A 20,684-nucleotide genomic window follows, 5' to 3' on the forward strand; every position below is an offset into this window, starting at 1 on the left:
TCGAGCAACACGCAATTGGGACAGAGCCAAAGGATAATCCGCGTTCATGCCCGGCAGGTGCGTGGGCAAGGCTTCGCCGTTGCCCACCCTGCGAACTAGCGAAATCTCTAAAATCTATCCAATAAAAACAAAGCGTTATTTTATTTTTGATGAGAGCCGGCTTGCCGGCGATGCCGCATCGTTTCGCTTAGAGCAACTGGCTGACGAGGCGGGTGCCGTGGGCGAGGTTGTCGGCCACCGGGCAGCGCTTCTCGATCTGTTCGAGCAAAGCCTGCTTGCCGGCCTGATCCAGATCGGCGTCGATTTCCACTTTCACGCGCAGCTCCTGGAAACCCGGTCGTACCCCGGGATCGCGACCGAGCAGGCCGGCCGGATCGTAGTCGGCTTCGATCTCGAAGCGCATGCCGCGCAGTTCGATCTTCTGCTGGTGGGCGATGAAGCGCCCAATGGTGCCGAAGCACCCGGCCACGGCAGCCAGGATGGCTTCCAGCGGTGTCGGGCCGAGGTCCTGGCCGGCCGCATGCTTCGGTTGGTCCATGATCAGGCGGTGATTGCCGCATTCCACCTCGATGGCCATTCCCGCGCTCATATGCCCGCGCGCGCTGATGGTTTTCATTGCCATGCGTTCATCCTTTACGGTTCAGAGGTTTGCGCTGCGGCCCGTATGGCAGCGGCGCTGCGGCAATACTAGTGTCAGGCCATTGCAGCGGCTTTGATTTCGATCAAATACGGGTGGGGGTATACGGTCGGGCCGGCACGGGGCATGTCGACAGCCGTCATGTTACCCTCGCCAGCCGCCGAGCCGAACGGCCATGCGTGGCAGGGGTCTACTCGCTTGGCTTGTCAGGAGGACCGTTAGTTGTTGATTTCTCGAATCCGTTTCACCGTCTTTTGCCTGCTGGCGCCCCTCGCCGCGGCCGAGGCCCGTGATTACCGCTACAGCGATGCGCATTTGCACTACGTGGATTTTTTCCAGGAAACCGACGGCATGCAGAAGCTGCTCGAGGCGATGGATGCCGGCGGTATCGATCACGTGATGATCAGCGGCATCCCCGTGGCGAAGAAGTGGCATGAGAACGAGCCCAAGCGTCCGCGCTACTACGCCGGCGACGATGCGCCGGTGTACTGGTACAGCGCCACCGACGTGCTGGTCGCGGCCGCGCTGCAGGAACTGGACGAGGAGCAGCGCAAGCGCTTCCATCCGTTTCTCTCCGGCTTCAATCCCAACGACAAGAATGCCGATGCCCATATCCGGCGCATGCTGGAGCTGCATCCGGGCCTCTGGCAGGGGCTCGGTGAAATCTTCACGCGCCATGACGATGTCACCGCACTGACCGAGGGCGATACGCCGCGCGCCAATAACGAGGCGTTGGCCAGGGTCTACCACCTGGCTGCGGAGTTCGATCTGCCGGTCATGCTGCATTCCAACATCACCTCCAAGCGCGAACGCAATCCGCTCTATCTCGCCGAGCTCGAGGAACCGCTGCGCAATCATCCGCATACCCGCTTCATCTGGGCGCACGCCGGGACCAGCATGGAGCTGCACCGCCACCAGGAGAAACTGGAGTTCCTGCTGCCGGCGGTGACCCGCCTGCTGGATGCCTACCCGAACCTGTATATCGATCTTTCCTGGACCGTGTTGCGGCCCTACCTGCTGAACGAGGACGGCGAGCCCGATGCGGACTGGCTGGCGCTGGTCGAGCGCCATCCCGCGCGCTTCGTCCTCGGGTCGGATGTGGTAGGGCGGTTCGGCAACCTGGCCGAGGGCCTGCAGGCCTTCGCGCCGTTCCTCGATGCGCTGCCGGACGAGGTTGCCCGCCAGGTATCCAGGGACAATTTCCTCGCCATCCTGCCGCGCAAGCGCCAGGCCGAGATTCGCTGAGCTGCATCAGGCGATCAGCGCCATGGCCTTCGAGTTAACGAGCCTCACGAGAAGGTGCCCGGCGAATGGCATGTCTTGCCATTTCAGGGCGATCACAGGCTGCTGGAGCAGCGTTTCGAAGTCGAATGGGCGGGCCTTTCGGGGTCGTGGATGGCAAAGTGCCTTCATGTAGAAATATTTTGACGTGAGGCATTCAAGCCAGAACGCTCGGAGCCGATACTGGGAGCAAATGCTGTGCGCGTTGTGCAGCGTTAATCATGGAGCGAGGTGTCCCATGTCTGTGCGGAATATGAATGTTTCCCGTCGCTCTGCGCTGGGGTTTGGCTTGATTGGCGTGATCGTGGTGATGCTGGGGCTGTTTGCGATGAAGCAGATGTCGCAGATGCGTGCCGATGCGGAGGAGCTGAGCGATGTCTGGTTGCCCAGCATCGTCGCCCTGGGTGATCTGAACCAGCACACGCTGCGCATTCGCATTCATACGCTGCGTCTGGTAGTCGATCGTCAGCGGCTCGAAGAGAACCGCGCTACCCTCGAGCAGTTCCGGAGCGACTGGCGTCGCCTCGAAGAGATCTACCAGCGCACCGTCGTATTGCCGCGGGAAAAAGAACTCTTTCAGAACTACCTGAGCGCGCGCTCGGTATTCGACGAGGTCCTCAACGACATCGTCCGGCTGGAGCGCCAGGGACAGGTCGATGCTGCGGTCGAGCTGGTCGGTTCCAGGCTGAACGCTGCCGGCTCGGGGCTGAGCGAGGCGGTACGCGCGCTGGTTACATTCAACAATGACCAGGCGTCCCTTTCGGCCGAGTCTTCGGCGAACATTTTCAGAACGTCACAAACATGGATGACCGCGACGATCATCCTGGCCGCCGTGCTCACGGCGCTGCTTGCCTGGGTGTTCACCCGCAGTATCGTCCAGCCGCTGAACGAGGCGGTCGCCATTGCCGAGGTCGTCGCCAGCGGTGACCTGACCCGCCGGATCGAGGTGGTTGGGCGCGACGAGCCTGCGCGTCTGCTGATAGCACTAAAATCCATGCAGGAAAGCCTGCGCACCACCATCCAGGGGATTTCCGATTCATCCAGCCAGCTGGCATCCGCCGCCGAGGAATTGAACGTGGTGACCGAAGACTCGACCCGTGGTCTGCATCAGCAGAACCACGAGATCGAGCAGGCCGCGACTGCGGTCAACGAGATGACAGCGGCGGTGGACGAGGTGGCGCGCAACGCCGTGGCGACCTCCGAGGCCTCGCGTGAGTCCGACGCCACCGCGCAGCATGGACGCCGGCAGGTGATACGGACGGTAGACTCGATAGGCGCGCTGGCTGACGACGTGACGACCACCGCTGCGGAGGTCGAGCACCTGGCCGTGCAGGTGCGCGATATCAGCAAGGTCCTCGATGTGATTCGTTCGATTGCCGAGCAGACCAATCTGCTGGCGCTCAACGCGGCCATCGAGGCTGCGAGGGCAGGGGATGCCGGACGCGGTTTTGCCGTGGTGGCCGACGAGGTGCGCGCGCTGGCGCACCGCACCCAGCAATCCACCCAGGAAATCGAGAAGATGATCGGTGATGTCCATAAGGGGACGGACAAGGCGGTGCAAGCCATGCAGATCAGCAACGAGCGTGCGCGTACCACGCTGGACCTCGCCCAGGCTGCCGGAGAGGCGCTGGACGGCATCACCGCTGCCATCAATCACATCAGCGAGCGCAACCTGGTCATTGCTAGCGCTTCCGAGGAACAGGCTCAGGTTGCCCGCGAAGTCGATCGCAACCTGGTCAATATCCGTGACCTTTCGCTGCAATCATCTGCCGGGGCGAACCAGACCAGCGCGGCGAGCCAGGAGCTGGCTCGGTTGGCCGTCGATCTGAACAACCTGGTGGCTCGCTTCGCTATCTGAAGCTCGGCATAGCGATACGCCCCGGCTGGGACTGGGCGTAGATATGAGCTTCGCAGGATGCCCTGCCTGCGGCACTTGCAAGTATCGCTGCGAAGTGCGCCTTCCTCAGGCAGGCTCCAGTGCTGGGCATCCGTGGTCGAGGGGCGTAGTATCCGGCGTTTTTTAGCGGACGGGCAGAGCTTTCGCTGCGCTGCAATGGCGATAGCGCATGCCTGAAAGATGCCGTCCGCTAATCAACGCACCGAGATGCGCCCAATGTCCGACCTGACAACCCGATTCTTCCGATTTCTCAACCGCACCAGCCTGGTGGCCCAGATCGTCGTCGGCCTCATTGCCGGCTGTGCCGTCGCACTGATCTTCCCCCCCGCGGCAAAATCGCTGGGCCTGCTCGGCGATCTGTTCGTTCAGGCCCTGAAGGCCGTCGCGCCGGTACTGGTTTTCGTGCTGGTTACCGCGTCGCTGGCCAACCACAAGCGTGGCCAGCCGACCCACATGCGGCCGATCATCCTGCTTTATGCGCTGGGTACGCTGAGTGCTGCGGTGGTAGCGGTGGTGGCCAGCTTCCTGTTTCCGACCAGCCTCACGCTGGTCAGCGAGACCGCCGATGTCGCGCCGCCCACGGGTGTCGGGGCGGTATTGCAAACGCTGCTCTTCAGCATGGTGGACAACCCGGTACGGGCGCTGATCGATGGCAACTTCATCGGCATCCTGGCCTGGGCGATCGGCCTCGGCTTCGCGTTCCGCCATGCCAACGAGAGTACCCGCCATCTGATCACCGACCTGTCCGATGGCGTGACGCTGATCGTCCAGTTGGTGATTCGCTTCGCCCCGCTGGGCGTGTTCGGTCTGGTGGCGGGCACACTGGCCGAGTCGGGCTTCGAAGTGCTGCTCGGCTACCTGCGGCTATTGCTGGTGCTGGTCGGCAGCATGTTGTTCATGGCGCTGCTGGTGAATCCGCTGATCGTCTACTGGCAGCTCCGTCGCAATCCTTATCCGCTGGTGTTCACCTGCCTGCGTGAAAGCGGCATCACTGCCTTCTTCACCCGCAGTTCGGCGGCCAACATTCCGGTGAACATGCAGCTGTGCCAGCGCCTGGGCCTGCACAAGGACACCTACTCGGTCTCGATTCCGCTGGGGGCAACCATCAACATGGGCGGTGCCGCGATCACCATCAGCGTACTGACTCTGGCAGCGGTGCATACGCTCGGCATCCAGGTGGATATCCCGACCGCGATCCTGCTGAGCCTGTTGGCCGCGGTCTGTGCCTGCGGCGCCTCGGGGGTAGCCGGAGGCTCGCTGCTGTTGATTCCGCTGGCCTGCAGCCTGTTCGGCATCTCCAGCGACCTGGCGATGCAGGTGGTGGCGGTGGGCTTCATCATCGGCGTAGTGCAGGATTCTGCGGAGACGGCGCTGAACTCGTCCACCGACGTGCTCTTTACGGCGGCGTCCTGCATCGCCCATGGCGATACCGTCGAGACGCAAGCCTGACTGCGTAACCGAGTACAACGCGGCCATGGCAGATTGCAATAAAAGTATCGCCCCGAGGGCGGGCCTCCGACAAAAAGCGCTGGTGCACACCGAACTCGTAGGCGGCGTGCCCTCGCAGCGATAGCAGACCGCAGGCCCTCCTCAGCCACTTATGCAAAATACGCGCACAGGCTCACGTTATTCCGGTATAGTACGCGCCGGCTGAAACCCAGCCTGCGTTCAGGTACTGCAACACACGAAGCGCTGCTTCGGCTGCTGTTCGCTTCCAGCGGACTATCCTTGACGATTCATCATCCATACGTTTTCGCAACCCCGCCGACCAGGCTGCCAGGGTGACCTTCGGGTTTTGCACGGCATGCGCAGCTTCGGAACAATGGGTCTTGCGGAGCATCAGAGACAAGACCCATGACCCAGGAAATCGGCGGCTTTGCCGCACTCGGTATTCACTCCGCTGTTCTGGCTGCCATCAGCGCAGTCGGCTACGAAGAACCATCCCCCATCCAGGCCCAGGCGATCCCGGTGATCCTCGGTGGCCACGACATGATCGGCCAGGCCCAGACCGGTACCGGCAAGACCGCAGCCTTCGCGCTGCCGATCCTGTCCAGGATCGATCCGGCCAAGCGTGAACCGCAGGCACTGATCCTCGCGCCGACCCGCGAGTTGGCCCTGCAGGTCGCCACCGCATTCGAAACCTATTCCAAGCAGATGCCCGGCCTTGGCGTCGTCGCCATCTATGGTGGCGCTCCGATGGGCCCGCAGCTCAAGGCCATCCGCCAGGGTGCGCAGGTCATCGTTGCGACCCCGGGTCGCCTGGTCGATCACCTGAGCCGTAACAGTGGCCTGCTGTCGACCATCCAGTTCCTGGTGCTCGACGAAGCCGACGAAATGCTCAAGCTGGGCTTCATGGACGATCTGGAAGTGATCTTCGAAGCCATGCCGGAGAGCCGTCAGAGCGTGCTGTTCTCCGCCACGCTGCCGCACTCCATCCGCGCCATCGCCGAGAAGCACCTGCGCGAGCCGCAGCACATCAAGATCGCCGCCAAGACCCAGACCGTCGCCCGCATCGAGCAGGCGCACCTGATGGTGCATGCCGACCAGAAGATCCCGGCCGTGCTGCGCCTGCTGGAAGTCGAGGACTTCGACGCGCTGATCGCCTTCGTGCGCACCAAGCAGGCCACCCTGGATCTGGCCGCCGCGCTGGAAGCCAAGGGCTACAAGGCCGCCGCGCTGAATGGCGACATCGCCCAGAACCAGCGCGAGCGCGTCATCGAATCGCTCAAGGACGGCCGCCTGGACATCGTCGTCGCCACCGACGTCGCCGCCCGCGGCCTCGACGTGGCGCGCATCACCCACGTGTTCAACGTGGACATGCCCTACGATCCGGAATCCTACGTGCACCGCATCGGCCGTACCGGTCGCGCCGGCCGTGAAGGCCGCGCGCTGCTGCTGGTCACCCCGCGTGAACGCCGCATGCTGCAGGTCATTGAGCGTGTGACCAACCAGAAGGTTGCCGAAGCGCGTCTGCCCAACGCCCAGCAGGTGCTGGATGCGCGCATCAAGAAACTCACCAACAGCCTCGCGCCGCTGGTGGCCGATGCCGAAGCCAGTCATGGCGAACTGCTCGACAAGCTGGTGGCCGACATCGGCTGTAGCCCGCGTGCCCTGGCCGCCGCGCTGCTGCGTAAAGCCACCAATGGTCAGGCCTTGACCCTGGCCGACGTCGAGAAAGAGCAGCCGCTGGTCCCGGCCAGTGGCCCGCGCGAGCGCAGCGAGCGTTCGGATCGCCCCGAGCGCAGCGGTGACCGCGAACGCCGCGCGCCGATGCCGCTGGCCGAAGGTCGTGCCCGCTGCCGCACCCCGCTGGGTGCCCGCGACGGCATCGCCGCGCGCAACCTGCTCGGCGCCATCCTCAACGAAGGCGGGCTGGCCCGTGAGGCTATCGGCCGCATCCAGGTGCGCGACAGCTTCAGCCTGGTCGAGCTCCCCGAAGACGGCCTCGACCGCCTGCTCGGCAAGCTCAAGGACACCCGTGTCGGCGGCAAGCAGCTCAAGCTGCGTCGTTATCGCGAAGACTGAGTCTTAGGCGGGTGAACGAAGAGGCGGGCTTGATGGCCCGCCTTTTTTATGCCGGCAACGCGATCGCCCCGAGTCGGGCCCACAAAAGCGGCCCGTGCATCCCGAAGCCGGTGGGAGGCGCGCCCTCGCGTCGCTTGCCAGGCGGTCAGAAGTGAAGGGGCCGCTGGTCACTTCGCCAGGAATTTCATCCCATCCTCCAGGCCGCTGAGGGTCAGCGGATACATGCGATCCTCTACCAGTTCGCGAATGATTCCGGTGGAGCTGGTGTAGGCCCAGGTGTCCTTCGGATAAGGGTTGATCCAGATGAGCTTCCTGTACTTCTCCATGAAGCGCTGCATCCAGACGTAGCCGGCTTCTTCGTTCCAGTGCTCGACGCTGCCGCCCGGCTGGGTGACTTCATAGGGCGCCATCGCCGCGTCGCCGACGAACACCACCTTGTAGTCGGCGCCGTACTTGTGCAGCAGGTCCAGCGTCGCGGTGCGCTCGGACATGCGGCGGAAGTTGTTCTTCCACACCGACTCGTAGATGAAGTTGTGGAAGTAGAAATATTCCAGGTGCTTGAACTCGGTCTTGCAGGCCGAGAACAGCTCCTCGCAGACCTTCACGTGGGCATCCATCGAGCCGCCGATGTCGAACAGGATCAGCAGCTTCACCGCGTTGCGCCGCTCGGGGCGCATCTGGATGTTGAGCAGGCCGGCGTCGCGGGCGGTGTGGTCGATGGTGCCGTCGATGTCCAGCTCCTCCGCCGCGCCCTGACGGGCGAATTTGCGCAGGCGGCGCAGGGCGATCTTGATGTTGCGCGTGCCCAGCTCGACCTGGTCGTCGAGGTTCTTGTACTCGCGCTGGTCCCAGACCTTCACCGCCTTGCCCTGGCGCTTGCCGGCATCGCCGATGCGGATGCCTTCCGGGTTGTAGCCGCCGGAACCGAACGGGCTGGTGCCGCCGGTGCCGATCCACTTGTTGCCGCCGGCATGGCGTTCCTTCTGCTCCTCGAGGCGCTTCTTGAACTCCTCGATCAGCTTGTCCAGCCCGCCGAGGGACTGGATCTGCGCGCGTTCCTCGTCGGTGAGGCTGCGCTCGAACTCCTTGCGCAGCCAGTCCTCGGGAATCAGCGCCTCGATGTGCCGATCGAGGTTCTCGAGGCCCTGGAAGTACGCGCCGAAGGCCCGGTCGAACTTGTCGAAGTGACGTTCGTCCTTGACCATCACCGTGCGCGCGAGGAAGTAGAATTCGTCCATGTCGGCGAACACCACACGGTGCTTGAGTGCATCGATCAGGTCCAGCAGCTCGCGTACCGATACCGGCACCTTGGCGGCGCGCATTTCATTGAACAGGCCAAGCAACATCGGTGGAACCTCGGGCGCGCCGGCACGGCACGCGGCTAGTATGGATGGTCAGAGGTCGGCGTCATGCTCGGGCAGCCCGTCGCGGATCTCGTACCAGTCGGCCTTGGAGCCGACGAAGATGTGCGATTGCGGCGGCACGGGCAACGGCGAATCGAAGGTTCCGGCGGCCACGCCGACCTCGTGCTCGCGGTTGTCGACGAACAGCAGGTTGGAACCGCAGCGGATGCAAAAGGTGCGCGTCACGTGCTCGGAGGAATGGTAGACGCCCAGCTGGTCCTTGCCCGCCATGAAGTGCAGAGCCTCCAGCGGCACGCTCGCATAGCTGGCGAAGGCGGCGCCATGGGCCTTGCGGCACATCTTGCAGTGGCAATGGGTCAGCGCGCCGATGGGGGCGTCGATGCGATAGCGCACGACGCCGCAGAGGCAACTACCGGTATGCGTTTGCATGATCTTTCCTCCCGTGAGTGGCGCGGCCGGTTCCCTGGCCGAACCGGTTTCGATCAGCGGCTGCCGGCGCGGCGACTCATGAAGGCCAGGCGCTCGAGCAGCATCACATCCTGTTCGTTTTTCACCAGCGCACCGGCCAGCGGCGGAATCGCGCGGGTCGGGTCGCGCTCGCGCAGTACCGCCTCGCCGATGTCGTCGGCCATCAGCAGCTTCAACCAGTCGACCAGTTCGGAGGTGGAGGGTTTCTTCTTCAGGCCCGGCACCTTGCGCACGTCGAAGAAGATGTCCAGCGCCTCCGCGACCAGCGACTGCTTGATGCCAGGGTAGTGCACGTCGACGATCTTCTGCAGCGTCTCGCGGTCGGGGAAGGCGATGTAGTGAAAGAAGCAGCGGCGCAGGAAGGCGTCCGGCAGTTCCTTCTCGTTGTTCGAGGTGATGATGATGATCGGCCGCTGGCGGGCCTTGATGGTCTCGTTCGTCTCGTAGACGTAGAACTCCATCTTGTCGAGTTCCTGCAGCAGGTCGTTGGGGAACTCGATGTCCGCCTTGTCGATCTCGTCGATCAGCAGGATGACGCGCTCGTCGCTCTCGAAGGCCTCCCACAGCTTGCCTTTCTTGATGTAGTTCCTGACGTCGTGGACCTTGTCCACGCCCAGCTGCGAGTCGCGCAGGCGGCTCACCGCATCGTATTCGTAGAGGCCCTGATGGGCCTTGGTGGTGGACTTGATGTGCCAGGTGATCAGCCTGGCGCCGAAGGACTCGGCCAGCTGTTCGGCGAGCATGGTCTTGCCCGTGCCGGGTTCGCCCTTGACCAGCAAGGGGCGCTGCAGGGTGATGGCAGCGTTGACGGCGAGCTTGAGGTCGTCGGTGGCGACATAGGACTGGGTGCCTTCGAACTTCATCGCGGATTCCTTGGGCCGTGGCCTGGCACGCAGGCGTCATGAATAGGGGATCGACTATAAGTGATGCCAGCCCGGCTGTGAACGCGAGGGCATCATTCAGTCATTGAATGATCAACCGGGCTGTGCGTTATCACGCTTATTCGTCCTCCTCGCCAAGCGACCGTTCGAACCTGGCGGTGAACGCTTCGATGAAGGCGTTGCGCAGGATGCCGATGACGGCCTGGAAAGGGCTGACGTCGGTGCTGTCGGTGCTGCCGGAAATCTCGACGCGGGTGGCGAACTGCTCCTTGCGCTGATTCTGCAGGGCTTCCTCGGTCCCTCCCACGACGGCTTCCCAGAGCCCGCGGAGGAAGCCCTTGTCTTCGTTCTCCACGTCCTGCCGGAAGTCGAAGACTTCGACGTTGCGCAGCAGCGGCTTGATGTAGCCATCGAGCTGGCTGTCGCTGGCCTCGACCTCCAGCACGAGATCGCCGGTGCCGCCGGCGAAATCGAATCTGCCGTAGGCGTTGCTGAAATCGTTGAGATTCTTCAGGGCGACGCCCGTCACCCGCAGGCTGACTTCGAAATCCTCCCAGTCGGAAAAGGGGTCGAAGCGCGCGCTGGCTTGCATGGGCGCCTGGTTGAACAGCTTGGCGGTCCCCTCGAACTCGGCGACGCGCTCGCCCTGTTCGTCGCGGGTGTTGGTCAGGTTGAACAGGCTGGCCTGGATGGCGTTGGCATAGACATGCACCGGTGGGTCGGTGGTGAAATTGCGAAACGAGAGTTGCCCGTCGTGTACGCGGATTTCGTTCAGGGTAATGGGCAGGAGCTCGTCGAGGGTGTCGCGCCAGTCGACGCCTTCCCCGCTCTGGGACTCGCCTGTGTCGCCACCGTCGACGAAATTGAGTTCCGGCTGCGAAAAGGTCACGGCGGCGACGATGGCCCGGTCCTGCCACAGGGCGCGCCAACTGACCGCAATATCGATCACCGGGGCTCTGAGCAGCGGCACCTGGACCGACTCGTCCTTCTTCTCGATCAACAGGCCTTCCAGCTGGTACGAGCCCTGCCACCAAGTGAGGTCGACGTCCTCGACGTGCCCTCGGTAATCGCCCATGTCCGCCATCTTTTCGTTCAGGTAGTTGCGCACCAGATGCGGCAACGCCAGATGCAGCAGCACCAGGAGCAGGGCGAGCGACAGCAGGATCCCCAACGGCAGGCGATAGCGGCGTCTCATGGCAGTGCGGGTCCGGTATGTGGTCTTGCTGTGGACCCCGCGCCGCGCCGTCGAGTTCGGCTGGACTGGCGCGGAGACTGCGCATAGGCTCAATGGTCTGGTTTTCTCTTCAGCAGGGACACACTCATGAGCCGCATCTATGCAGACAATGCCCGCTCCATCGGCAACACGCCGCTGGTGATGATCAACCGCCTGGGCCCCAAGGGCGTCAGCATCATGGCCAAGATCGAAGGTCGCAACCCGGCCTACTCGGTCAAGTGCCGGATCGGCGCCGGCATGATCTGGGATGCCGAGGAGAGTGGTCGGCTCAAGCCCGGGATGACGCTGGTGGAGCCGACGTCGGGTAACACCGGCATCGGCCTGGCCTTCGTTGCCGCTGCGCGCGGCTACAAGCTGATCCTCACCATGCCGGCGTCGATGAGCCTCGAACGGCGCAAGGTACTCAAGGCCCTCGGTGCCGAACTGGTGCTGACCGAGCCGGCCAAGGGCATGAAGGGCGCGATCGAGAAGGCCGGCGAGATCGCCGCCTCCGATCCACAGCAGTACTACATGCCGCAGCAGTTCGACAATCCGTCGAATCCGGCCATCCACGAAAGGACCACCGGCCCGGAAATCTGGAACGACACCGACGGCGGCGTCGACGTGCTGGTCGCCGGGGTCGGTACCGGCGGCACCATCACCGGCGTCTCGCGCTACATCAAGCACACCAAGGGCAAGCGGATTCTCAGCGTTGCGGTCGAGCCCAGCGGCTCCCCGGTGATCACCCAGACCCTCGCGGGAGAGGAGGTCAAGCCCAGCCCGCACAAGATCCAGGGGATCGGTGCCGGCTTCGTGCCGAAGAATCTCGACCTGTCGCTGGTCGACCGGGTCGAGCTGGTCGATGACGAACAGGCCAAGCAGATGGCCCTGCGCCTGATGCGCGAGGAGGGCATCCTCTGCGGCATTTCCGGCGGCGCCGCCATGGCCGTCGCGGTGCGCCTGGCCGAGCGGCCGGAAATGCTGGGCAAGAACATCGTGGTGATCCTGCCGGACTCCGGCGAGCGCTATCTGTCGAGCATGCTCTTCGCCGACCTGTTCAGCGAGCAGGAGCTGGTGCAGTAAGGCCGCCGCTCGGGCGGTTGGGGCGGCCCGCGCGCATGATGCGTAGGCGAATATGATCGCCGGCAAGCCGGCTCCTGCAGGGGAGCGTGTTGGCGCACGCGCTTGTGTAGGAGCGAGCTTGTTCGCGATTGGCTTGACGCGGTCTGGTGGAAAACGCCTCGCGATTTTCCACCCCACGGGACCATGGCCTCGTCGGGGCGACCTTTCATCTCTTTTCATTCTCCGTAGAGAACCCTCATGGCGCAGCAATGGCCGGCTGCCGAGATCGCCCGGCAGATCCTTCTTGGCTTCGACGACTATCGCGAGCAGTTCCGCCTGATCACCGAGGGCGCCAGGGCCCGGTTCGAACGGGCGCAGTGGCAGGCGGCGCAACGGGCTTCCACGGCGCGGATCAACCTCTACGAGGAAAAGGCCGGCGAAACACGGCGCCGGTTGCTGGCGGTTTTCGACAGGGACGAGCTGCTGCGGGTGGAATGCTGGCCGCAAGCCAAGCGCGCCTACATCGAGCAGATCAACCCGCGCTTCGACGACGAGCTTGCCGAGACCTGGTACAACTCGATCTTCTGCGGGCTGTTCAGCCACGACTGCATCAGCGACGGCACCATGTTCATCCACTCCACCCGGCCGTCGACACGTGTGCACGAACGGGTGGCGCAAACGCGTACCTACCAGCCCAGGGGCGACTTGGCCGGCATGCTGGAGCGGATACTGCGCGATTACGCCTTCGACGTGCTCTACGGCGACCAGCCCGGCGACCTGCAGCGCTTGCAGGCGCAGTTGCAGGAGACGCTGCCGGACTGGGTATGCAAGGACCCCGAGCTGACGGTGGAAATCTTCGTCTCGGTGCTCTACCGCAACAAGGGTGCCTATCTGCTGGGGCGAATCTTCACTCGCGACGAGCAGTGGCCACTGGCGATTCCGCTGATGCACCGCGAAGGCGTCGGTATCGTTGCCGACGCGGCGATCACCGATGAGGCGGAGGTGTCGATCATCTTTTCCTTCACGCGTTCGTACTTCATGGTCGAGGTGCCGATCCCGGCGCAGTTCGTCGGTTTTCTCCAGCGCATCCTGCCGGGCAAGCACATCGCCGAGCTCTACACCTCGATCGGCTTCTACAAGCACGGCAAGTCGGAATTCTATCGGGCGCTGATCGACCACCTGGCCAGCTCCGACGACCGCTTCATCATGGCGCCGGGCGTGCGCGGCATGGTGATGAGCGTCTTCACGCTGCCGGGCTTCAATACCGTGTTCAAGATCATCAAGGACCGCTTTTCGCCGACCAAGAACGTGGTCCGGGCCACGGTGGTGGAGAAGTACCGCCTGGTGAAGAGCGTCGATCGGGTAGGGCGCATGGCCGATACCCAGGAGTTCGCCGACTTCCGCTTCCCTGCATCCAAGTTCGAGCCGGAATGCCTCGCCGAGCTGCTGGAAGTCGCCCCGTCGACGGTCGAGGTGCAGGGCGACAGCGTGCTGGTGCGTCACTGCTGGACCGAACGGCGGATGACGCCGCTGAACATCTACCTGGAAACCGCCAGCGAGCAGCAGGTGCGCGAAGTGCTGGAAGACTATGGCCTGGCGATCAAGCAACTGGCCGCGGCCAATATCTTTCCCGGCGACATGCTGTTGAAGAACTTCGGCGTCACCCGTCACGGGCGCGTGGTGTTCTACGACTACGACGAGATCAGCTTTCTTACCGAAGTGAATTTCCGCCATATCCCGCCGCCGCGTTATCCCGAGGACGAGATGGCATCCGAGCCCTGGTATTCGGTCGGACCGAACGACGTGTTCCCCGAGGAGTTCCCGCGTTTCCTCTTCGCCGATCACGCCCAGCGCCGGCTGTTCGCCAGCCTGCATGGCGAGCTGTACGACGCCAACTACTGGAAGGGGCTGCAGGCCGCCATCCGCGACGGCAAGGTGATCGACGTCTTCCCCTATCGGCGCAAGCACGGCGAGCACCATTGAATTACCAGGCCTGCGAAGGCCCGTCGATCCGCCCTGGTCCCCCGGCGTGAACGGCCACGGCTCTATCCGGTCGCATACTGTAAAGCGGCGTAACAAAGCCGGGCGGGTTGACGGCTTCGCAATGCGAAGCAGGCGAGCGCCGACGCGGAACTTGGATTATGCTGTCGACGAAGCCCGCATGGCTCCGATGTGGCCCGTTATCAAGTAGGAGGGTTCGACCATGAAAGCATGGCTCAATGAAATGTACTGGAAGCTGGCGGTGTCTCTTGGCTTTATCGAGCCGCCCCAGATGCAACCCGTTCCGGTGCGTGCCCCGCGTACCCAGCCGGCACAGCGTCGACGCTGAGCCGAACCGGCCGGGAGGCGAGCGAAGCTCACCGCTCCGGCAACGCCGGGCCGCCGCGTTCCACGGCTCGCTGATAGGCGGGGCGCAGATGAATGCGTTGTAGAAAGTCCATCAGCCGCGGACGGCGTTCGTCCAGGCCCGCGCGGGATCGTGCGGCCTCGATGGGGAAGCTCATCTGGATGTCGGCTGCACTGAAATCCTCCCCGGCGAACCAGGCCGACTTGCCCAGTTCCGATTCCATATAGTCCAGATGCGCTTCGAGCTGCGGCCCGATGAAGGCCGTGTGCGCACCCTTGGCGATCGCCCGCGCAACGGGGCGGATGAAGAAGGGCATGGGCCCGCTCGCCACACGATCGAACACCAGTTTCAATAACAGCGGCGGCATGGCCGAGCCTTCGGCGTAGTGCATCCACTGGCGAAACCGCCGATGTTCGGGAGTGCCGCTTGCAGGTGCGAGCCGCCCGTCGCCGTAGCGTTCCAGCAGGTATTCCAGAATCGCTCCCGACTCGGCCAGGGTCAGACCGTCATCGGTGATCACCGGCGACTTGCCGAGCGGATGCACGGCCTTGAGTTCCGGCGGCGCGAGCAGGGTCTTCGGGTCGCGCCGATAGCGTTTCAGCTCGTAGGGCAACTGCAGTTCCTCCAGTAGCCAGAGAACACGGGTCGAGCGAGAGTGATCCAGATGATGGACGGTAATCATGGCGGCTCCTCGTGATGGCTCGCGGCAAGCATAGACGGGCTGCATGGCATTGCCCGCTGTGGCAGACTCCGCCGCCGAGGTGAAAAGCATGTCCCGCCCACAATGTCCACGTTGCCAACGCCCTGTGCGCCACTGCCTGTGCGCGCTGATCCCTTCGCTCGATAGCCGCACGCAGTTGCTGATCCTGCAGCACCGCAGCGAGGCGGGGCACGCGCTGAATACGGCCCGGCTGGCCGCGCTGGGCCTGCGCAATGCGCAATTGCGCATCGGCGAACGTTTCGAGGAGCAAGCCGAGCAGGGGCGGCAGAGCTACCTGCTGTTTCCCGGCGAGGACGCGGTTGCGCTTTCGAGTCTCGTGGCGTGCCATGAGCCATTGCGGCTGATCGTGCCGGACGGCACCTGGCGCAAGGCGCGCAAGCTGCTGCACGTCAATCCGTGGCTGGCGGCGCTGCCGCGGGTGGCGCTGCCCGAGGGGCTGGTTTCCCGCTACAGGCTACGCAAGGCGCCGATGCCGGGCGCGCTCTCGACCCTCGAAGCCATCGTGATGGCGTTGAACACCCTCGAAGGGCCCGGACGCTTCGACGACCTGCTGCGGCCGTTCGAAGCGCTGATCGAGGGGCAGATCGATGCGATGGGGGAGGACGTCTACCGGCGCAATCACGCCGGCCAGGCCGACGTTCATGGGCTGTAGGTTGGGCGGGGCGCGTAGGTTGGGTTGAGACGCGCAGCGAAGCCCAACACGCTGGTGCCTGCGCTTGTTGGGCTTCGCTGCGCTCAGCACCAACCTACCCGCAAGCCCCCGATCCGCTGTTGCGAGAAATCCGAGCCAGACACCTTCTGCGATGCCCTGCAGCACATCATGGGGACATAGCCCATGAAAAGCCCTGGAGGCCCGGCGATACGGATTGCCTTCGCTAACGCTCGCGCGTCCCAGGTAGCTTGCCGACCGCCAGGGTCTTCTGCCTGAGGATGTAGAGGCTCACCAGCGTAGCGCTCAGCAGCATGCCGATGCGTGCCCAGAGCAGCGGGACCAGCCAGCAGGAGATGCCGATGCTCACCCACATGGTGATGATCGCGTATGCCTTGCCCTTGAGCGGGATGCCATTGCCTTCGAGGTAATCGCGGAACCAGGGGCCGAGACGTGGATGGCCGACCAGCCAGTCGTAGAAGCGTTGCGAGCTGCGCACGAAGCAGGCGGCGGCGAGCAGCAGGAACGGCGTGGTCGGCAGCACCGGCAGGAAGATGCCGATCACGCCCAGCAGCACCGCGAGCCAGCCGACGGCCAGCAGCACGGAGCGAACCAGGGGGTTGCGGTATTGCTGCGTATCACGATGGGCCACGACATTACCTGGGGTCTGTTGCCGTTTCGTGCTGCACTGAGCGGTCCGCAAGCGTCGAAGACATGAAGCACGGAGTCGTGTCGAACAAAACGTTCTCCTCATCGCATGCCTGTGCCGCCGGTCGGTAGGGTGGGCTTCAGCCCACCAGGACGGCACCCACTTCCGGCAAGGCTAACGGTGGGCTGGAGCCCACCCTACACCGGCGTGGCTGACGAAACGGCACGAAACCGATCAATGGCGGCGCGGCTTGAGCAGCGCGGGCTTTTCCTCGGGGGCATGGCAGATCAGATAGAGCGCGGTGAGCAGCTCGGGAATCTGCGCCACCATCTCATCCACCAGCTCGGCATTCTCGGCGATCTCGGCGAACTCCGGTTGCTCGTCGAACAGGCCCGATCCCACCATGATCGGCAGCAGCAGCTCGCTGACTTCCTCCTCGGAGTCCTCGAACCAGACTGCTTCACGCATGAATACCCCTTCCATGAAGCCGATGCACCAGCCGCGCAGGTCGGACTCGTCTGGCTCCTCGCCGAGGTCCAAGTCGCAGGGCAGCTCCATGTCCTCGTCGCTGGCCAACTGGCGGGCGATATGGGCCTTGAGCTGGATCAGCGTCGCCTCGATGGCCTCGCGTTCGGTGTCGTCCTTGTATTTCGGCGGTTCGGAGAACAAGGCGTCGATCCATTCGCGCTCGGGCACCTGCTCGGAGCAGATGCACAGCGCGGTCAGGTAGCCATGGGCGGCGATGTAATCCAGCGCTTCTTCATGCAGGTCATCGGCATCAAGAAACACTTGCAGGCGGGCGAGTTGCTCGGCGAAAGACATCGGGAACTACCTTGGGGTGGGAAGACAACCCGGATTCTAGACGAGGCGCGGGGCACAGGCTACTCGCGCGTCTCGTGAGTGCACGAATGCCGGGCCTGGCACCGATCGTCCGGGGCACGGTCCTGAACTCGAGCGCCGCCTCGCGTATACTGCGCGCCTTGTTTCGGAGACCGGCATGCTCGACCAGGCACAGCGCATACTCAAAGACGTATTCGGCTACGACGCCTTTCGTGGCAACCAGGGCGCGATCATCGAGCGCGTGGCCAGCGGCGGCGACGCCCTGGTGCTCATGCCTACCGGGGGCGGCAAGTCGCTGTGCTATCAGGTGCCGGCGTTGCTGCGCGAAGGCCTGGCGGTCGTGGTGTCGCCGCTGATCGCGCTGATGGACGACCAGGTGGCGACGCTCGACGAGCTGGGCGTTTCCGCCGTGGCGCTGAATTCGACGCTGGGCCCCGAGGAACAGCGGGACATCGCCGAGCGCATCCGTCGCAACGAGATCAAGATGCTCTACCTGGCGCCCGAGCGGCTGGTGCAGCCGCGCATGCTGGCGTTCCTGCAGCGACTGGATGTCGCCTTGTTCGCCATCGACGAAGCGCACTGCGTATCGCAATGGGGCCACGATTTCCGTCCCGAGTACATGCAACTGGGCCAACTGGCCGAGCTGTTCCCCGATGTGCCGCGCATCGCCCTGACCGCCACGGCGGACAAGCGTACGCGCGAGGAAATCGTCCAGCGCCTGCATCTGGAGAACGCCGAGCGCTTTCTCTCCAGCTTCGACCGGCCGAACATCTTCTACCGCATCGTGCCCAAGGAGCAGCCGCGCAAGCAACTGCTGGGCTTCCTCGCCGAGCGCCGCGGCGATGCCGGTATCGTCTACTGCATGTCGCGCAAGAAGGTCGACGACCTGGCGGCGTTCCTCACCGAGCAGGGCTTTCCGGCATTGCCCTATCACGCCGGGCTGCCCAATGACCTGCGCGCCTACCATCAGAAGCGCTTTCTCAACGAGGAAGGGCTGATCATGGTGGCGACCATCGCCTTCGGCATGGGCATCGACAAGCCCAACGTGCGCTTCGTCGCCCACCTCGATCTGCCCAAGTCGCTGGAGGCCTACTACCAGGAAACCGGACGGGCGGGACGCGACGGCCTGCCTGCGGATGCCTGGATGGCCTACGGTCTGCAGGACGTGATCTTCCTCAAGCAGATGCTCAACAACTCCGAGGGCGACGAGCGCCACAAGCGGGTCGAGCAGCACAAGCTCGACGCCATGCTGGCGCTGTGCGAGGAAACCCGCTGTCGCCGGCAGTCGCTGCTGGCGTATTTCGACGAGCTCCTGGCGCAGCCCTGTGGGCATTGCGACAACTGCGTCGACGGCGTGCAGACCTGGGACGCCACCGAGCCGGCGCGCCAGGCGCTGTCGGCGATCTACCGCAGCGGCCAGCGCTACGGCGTCGGCCATCTGGTGGACATCCTGCTGGGGCGCGACAACGACAAGGTGCGCGGCTTCGGCCATCAGCATCTGTCCGTGTTCGGTGTCGGCAAGGCGCTGAGCGAGGGCGAATGGCGCACGCTGTTCCGCCAACTGGTCGCGCGCGGACTGGCGGACGTCGACCTCGACGGCTTCGGCGGCCTGCGTCTGTCCGACAGCTGCCGGCCACTGCTGCGTGGCGAAGTCGGCCTGGAGCTGCGCCGCGACCTCAAGCCGCAGCAGGTTGCCAAGGGGCAGTCGAAGAGCCCCGCCAGCCAGTTGGTGCGCAGCGAGGAGCGCGAGACCTGGGAAGCGTTGCGCGCCCTGCGCCGCAAGCTGGCGGAAGAACATGCCGTGCCGCCCTACGTGATCTTCCCGGATGCCACCTTGCTGGAGATGCTGCGCAGCCAGCCTGCCTCGCTGGCGGACATGGCCTCTGTCAGTGGTGTCGGTGCGCGCAAGCTGGAACGCTATGGCCAGGCATTTCTCGAAGTGCTGCAGGGTGGCGTCGACGTGGCCAAATCGCCGACGGATCTGCGCCACGAGCTGATCACCCTGGCGCGGGCCGGCATGACCCCGGCGCAGATCGCCCGCCAGCTCGACTGCAGCGAGAAGAACGTCTATGCGATGCTCGCCGAGGCCATCGGCCAGCAGCAACTGAGCCTCGACCAGGCGCTGGATCTGCCCGAGGATCTGCTCGGCGAAATCCAGGAGGCCTTCCTCGACGGCGAAGGCGAACTGCCACCGGTCGCCGCAGTGGCCGAACAGTTCGCCGGTCGCGTGCCGGAGCAGGTGCTGTATTGCGTGCGCGCCGCGCTGCAGGTCGAGTTCGAATTGTAACCAGCTGCATCGTTACGCTTGGCCCGGCATTGCGGCACTGGCGCGGCTACGACGGTTTCGCTGGCGGCCTGCGCCATCATTCGGCCTTTTCAGTGCCTATCACCGGCCGAAGGTCGTCTTGCCTGCATTCGGGAGCTGTGATTAGCTAACTAATAATTAGTTTCTGCAGGAATGCACGTTACATGTACGCCGAGCAACATCGCTTCGCCATGCAGTTGGCGCAACTCTCGCGTGGCTGGCGCGCGGAACTGGATCGGCGCCTGGCCGATCTGGGCCTGTCCCAGGCGCGATGGCTGGTGCTGCTGCACCTCGCCCGTTTCGACCATGAACCGACCCAGCGTGAACTGGCGCAGAGCGTGGCGGTGGAGGGGCCGACCCTGGCGCGCCTGCTCGACAGCCTCGAGGCCCAGGGGCTGGTACACCGCAAGGCATCGCCGGACGACCGGCGGGCCAAGCGTGTCTCCCTCGGTGCACCGGCGCTGCCGCTGATCGAGAAGATCGAGGCGATTTCCACCCAGGTGCGCCACGAGGCGTTCGCCGGTATCAATGAGGAAGACCTGCGCAAGTGCCAGCAGGTGCATGCGCGCATCCTCGCCAATCTGGACAAGCGCTGAGCGTTTATCTGCGCACTCGTTGGGCTCATGGTAGGGCGGGTGACGCTTCGTTGAGGCGTCCAACTCGCCGCAAGGCGAGGGCCTGGCACTTCGCTCGTTGGGCTTCGCTGCGCTCAACCCAACCTACGTATCGCACAGGCTGTAGACCGTTGGGGCACGCTTCACCGACTCGAGGAGCGGAGTCACGGTGGATGTAAAAAGCGCCTCGGCCAGTTAAACGAGCATTAAGCTCCGGTAACAAACAAAGCC

The 20,684-nt window shown here is 64.1% G+C and carries 18 protein-coding genes; 10 read left to right on the top strand and 8 right to left on the bottom strand.

The window, feature by feature from the left end:
- Positions 1 to 187: 187 nt before the first annotated feature.
- Positions 188 to 622 carry an OsmC family protein gene (locus IN820_RS13500; protein WP_193681452.1) on the bottom strand — a complete coding sequence of 145 codons (435 nt, stop codon included), beginning with the start codon at positions 620 to 622 and terminating at the stop codon, positions 188 to 190.
- A gap of 237 nt (positions 623 to 859) precedes the next feature.
- On the opposite strand from IN820_RS13500, the gene IN820_RS13505 reads away from it, so the two are divergent.
- From IN820_RS13505 to IN820_RS13525, 4 genes are all read left to right on the top strand, one after another.
- On the top strand, positions 860 to 1,882 hold the full coding sequence (locus tag IN820_RS13505) for an amidohydrolase family protein (RefSeq protein WP_193681453.1): 1,023 nt from the start codon (positions 860 to 862) through the stop codon (positions 1,880 to 1,882).
- A 346-nt stretch (positions 1,883 to 2,228) separates the two neighbouring features.
- Positions 2,229 to 3,776 (top strand): methyl-accepting chemotaxis protein, encoded by a 1,548-nt coding sequence (locus IN820_RS13515; RefSeq protein ID WP_408005239.1) that lies wholly within the window; start codon positions 2,229 to 2,231, stop codon positions 3,774 to 3,776.
- 255 nt (positions 3,777 to 4,031) lie between these two features.
- Positions 4,032 to 5,264, top strand: a complete 1,233-nt coding sequence (sstT, locus tag IN820_RS13520; protein WP_193681454.1) for a serine/threonine transporter SstT — start codon at positions 4,032 to 4,034, stop codon at positions 5,262 to 5,264.
- 405 nt (positions 5,265 to 5,669) lie between these two features.
- A complete protein-coding gene (locus IN820_RS13525) occupies positions 5,670 to 7,340 on the top strand; it encodes a DEAD/DEAH box helicase (protein ID WP_193681455.1) in 1,671 nt (556 codons plus the stop codon).
- Between the two features lie 167 nt (positions 7,341 to 7,507).
- On the opposite strand, the gene IN820_RS13530 is transcribed toward IN820_RS13525, so the two are convergent.
- From IN820_RS13530 to IN820_RS13545, 4 genes are all read right to left on the bottom strand, one after another.
- Entirely contained in the window at positions 7,508 to 8,686 is a 1,179-nt protein-coding gene (locus IN820_RS13530; protein ID WP_193681456.1) for a vWA domain-containing protein, read from the bottom strand.
- Between the two features lie 48 nt (positions 8,687 to 8,734).
- Positions 8,735 to 9,133 carry a GFA family protein gene (locus IN820_RS13535; protein WP_193681457.1) on the bottom strand — a complete coding sequence of 133 codons (399 nt, stop codon included), beginning with the start codon at positions 9,131 to 9,133 and terminating at the stop codon, positions 8,735 to 8,737.
- Positions 9,134 to 9,186: 53 nt separating this feature from the next.
- A complete protein-coding gene (locus IN820_RS13540) occupies positions 9,187 to 10,035 on the bottom strand; it encodes an AAA family ATPase (protein WP_193681458.1) in 849 nt (282 codons plus the stop codon).
- A 136-nt stretch (positions 10,036 to 10,171) separates the two neighbouring features.
- Positions 10,172 to 11,248, bottom strand: coding sequence for a DUF748 domain-containing protein (locus IN820_RS13545; RefSeq protein WP_193681459.1), 1,077 nt, complete (start codon positions 11,246 to 11,248; stop codon positions 10,172 to 10,174).
- A gap of 126 nt (positions 11,249 to 11,374) precedes the next feature.
- Between IN820_RS13545 and cysK the strand changes: the two genes are divergently transcribed.
- From cysK to IN820_RS22800, 3 genes are all read left to right on the top strand, one after another.
- Positions 11,375 to 12,349 (top strand): cysteine synthase A, encoded by a 975-nt coding sequence (gene cysK, locus IN820_RS13550; RefSeq protein ID WP_193681460.1) that lies wholly within the window; start codon positions 11,375 to 11,377, stop codon positions 12,347 to 12,349.
- 237 nt (positions 12,350 to 12,586) lie between these two features.
- Positions 12,587 to 14,311 carry a bifunctional isocitrate dehydrogenase kinase/phosphatase gene (gene aceK, locus IN820_RS13555; RefSeq protein WP_193681461.1) on the top strand — a complete coding sequence of 575 codons (1,725 nt, stop codon included), beginning with the start codon at positions 12,587 to 12,589 and terminating at the stop codon, positions 14,309 to 14,311.
- A gap of 220 nt (positions 14,312 to 14,531) precedes the next feature.
- Positions 14,532 to 14,657 carry a PA1414 family protein gene (locus IN820_RS22800; protein ID WP_268939455.1) on the top strand — a complete coding sequence of 42 codons (126 nt, stop codon included), beginning with the start codon at positions 14,532 to 14,534 and terminating at the stop codon, positions 14,655 to 14,657.
- Positions 14,658 to 14,685: 28 nt separating this feature from the next.
- Here the strand turns inward: IN820_RS22800 and IN820_RS13560 are convergent, their stop codons facing one another.
- Positions 14,686 to 15,357: a glutathione S-transferase family protein gene (locus IN820_RS13560; RefSeq protein ID WP_193681462.1), complete on the bottom strand. Its 672-nt coding sequence runs from the start codon at positions 15,355 to 15,357 to the stop codon at positions 14,686 to 14,688.
- An 88-nt stretch (positions 15,358 to 15,445) separates the two neighbouring features.
- Here IN820_RS13560 and IN820_RS13565 point away from each other — a divergent pair, with 88 nt between their 5' ends.
- The gene (locus IN820_RS13565; RefSeq protein WP_193681463.1) at positions 15,446 to 16,048 is read left to right on the top strand and encodes a tRNA-uridine aminocarboxypropyltransferase; all 603 of its coding nucleotides are present in this window, start codon (positions 15,446 to 15,448) and stop codon (positions 16,046 to 16,048) included.
- 223 nt (positions 16,049 to 16,271) lie between these two features.
- Here IN820_RS13565 and IN820_RS13570 read toward each other — a convergent pair whose 3' ends face one another.
- Together IN820_RS13570 and IN820_RS13575 are read right to left on the bottom strand one after the other, a co-directional pair.
- Positions 16,272 to 16,697, bottom strand: a complete 426-nt coding sequence (locus IN820_RS13570; RefSeq protein ID WP_193681464.1) for a YbaN family protein — start codon at positions 16,695 to 16,697, stop codon at positions 16,272 to 16,274.
- 231 nt (positions 16,698 to 16,928) lie between these two features.
- Entirely contained in the window at positions 16,929 to 17,516 is a 588-nt protein-coding gene (locus tag IN820_RS13575) for a YecA/YgfB family protein (protein WP_193681465.1), read from the bottom strand.
- Between the two features lie 175 nt (positions 17,517 to 17,691).
- On the opposite strand from IN820_RS13575, the gene recQ reads away from it, so the two are divergent.
- Both recQ and IN820_RS13585 read left to right on the top strand, forming a co-directional pair.
- Positions 17,692 to 19,821 (top strand): DNA helicase RecQ, encoded by a 2,130-nt coding sequence (gene recQ / locus IN820_RS13580; RefSeq protein ID WP_193681466.1) that lies wholly within the window; start codon positions 17,692 to 17,694, stop codon positions 19,819 to 19,821.
- Between the two features lie 182 nt (positions 19,822 to 20,003).
- Positions 20,004 to 20,435, top strand: a complete 432-nt coding sequence (locus IN820_RS13585) for a MarR family transcriptional regulator (RefSeq protein WP_193681467.1) — start codon at positions 20,004 to 20,006, stop codon at positions 20,433 to 20,435.
- Positions 20,436 to 20,684: the final 249 nt, after the last annotated feature.

This window comes from Pseudomonas lopnurensis (assembly GCF_015070855.1).
Classification (GTDB): domain Bacteria; phylum Pseudomonadota; class Gammaproteobacteria; order Pseudomonadales; family Pseudomonadaceae; genus Stutzerimonas; species Stutzerimonas lopnurensis.

What these genes read in the sequence shown, in the direction of transcription:
- IN820_RS13565 (WP_193681463.1), top strand. Translation starts at nt 15,446, where the DNA reads ATGTCCCGCCCACAATGTCCACGTTGCCAACGCCCTGTGCGCCACTGC.
- IN820_RS13515 (WP_408005239.1), top strand. Translation starts at nt 2,229, where the DNA reads ATGCTGGGGCTGTTTGCGATGAAGCAGATGTCGCAGATGCGTGCCGAT.
- aceK (WP_193681461.1), top strand. Translation starts at nt 12,587, where the DNA reads ATGGCGCAGCAATGGCCGGCTGCCGAGATCGCCCGGCAGATCCTTCTT.
- recQ (WP_193681466.1), top strand. Translation starts at nt 17,692, where the DNA reads ATGCTCGACCAGGCACAGCGCATACTCAAAGACGTATTCGGCTACGAC.
- sstT (WP_193681454.1), top strand. Translation starts at nt 4,032, where the DNA reads ATGTCCGACCTGACAACCCGATTCTTCCGATTTCTCAACCGCACCAGC.
- IN820_RS22800 (WP_268939455.1), top strand. Translation starts at nt 14,532, where the DNA reads ATGAAAGCATGGCTCAATGAAATGTACTGGAAGCTGGCGGTGTCTCTT.
- IN820_RS13535 (WP_193681457.1), bottom strand. Translation starts at nt 9,133, where the DNA reads ATGCAAACGCATACCGGTAGTTGCCTCTGCGGCGTCGTGCGCTATCGC.
- IN820_RS13525 (WP_193681455.1), top strand. Translation starts at nt 5,670, where the DNA reads ATGACCCAGGAAATCGGCGGCTTTGCCGCACTCGGTATTCACTCCGCT.
- IN820_RS13575 (WP_193681465.1), bottom strand. Translation starts at nt 17,516, where the DNA reads ATGTCTTTCGCCGAGCAACTCGCCCGCCTGCAAGTGTTTCTTGATGCC.
- IN820_RS13585 (WP_193681467.1), top strand. Translation starts at nt 20,004, where the DNA reads ATGTACGCCGAGCAACATCGCTTCGCCATGCAGTTGGCGCAACTCTCG.
- IN820_RS13530 (WP_193681456.1), bottom strand. Translation starts at nt 8,686, where the DNA reads ATGTTGCTTGGCCTGTTCAATGAAATGCGCGCCGCCAAGGTGCCGGTA.
- IN820_RS13540 (WP_193681458.1), bottom strand. Translation starts at nt 10,035, where the DNA reads ATGAAGTTCGAAGGCACCCAGTCCTATGTCGCCACCGACGACCTCAAG.
- IN820_RS13545 (WP_193681459.1), bottom strand. Translation starts at nt 11,248, where the DNA reads ATGAGACGCCGCTATCGCCTGCCGTTGGGGATCCTGCTGTCGCTCGCC.
- IN820_RS13500 (WP_193681452.1), bottom strand. Translation starts at nt 622, where the DNA reads ATGGCAATGAAAACCATCAGCGCGCGCGGGCATATGAGCGCGGGAATG.
- IN820_RS13560 (WP_193681462.1), bottom strand. Translation starts at nt 15,357, where the DNA reads ATGATTACCGTCCATCATCTGGATCACTCTCGCTCGACCCGTGTTCTC.
- cysK (WP_193681460.1), top strand. Translation starts at nt 11,375, where the DNA reads ATGAGCCGCATCTATGCAGACAATGCCCGCTCCATCGGCAACACGCCG.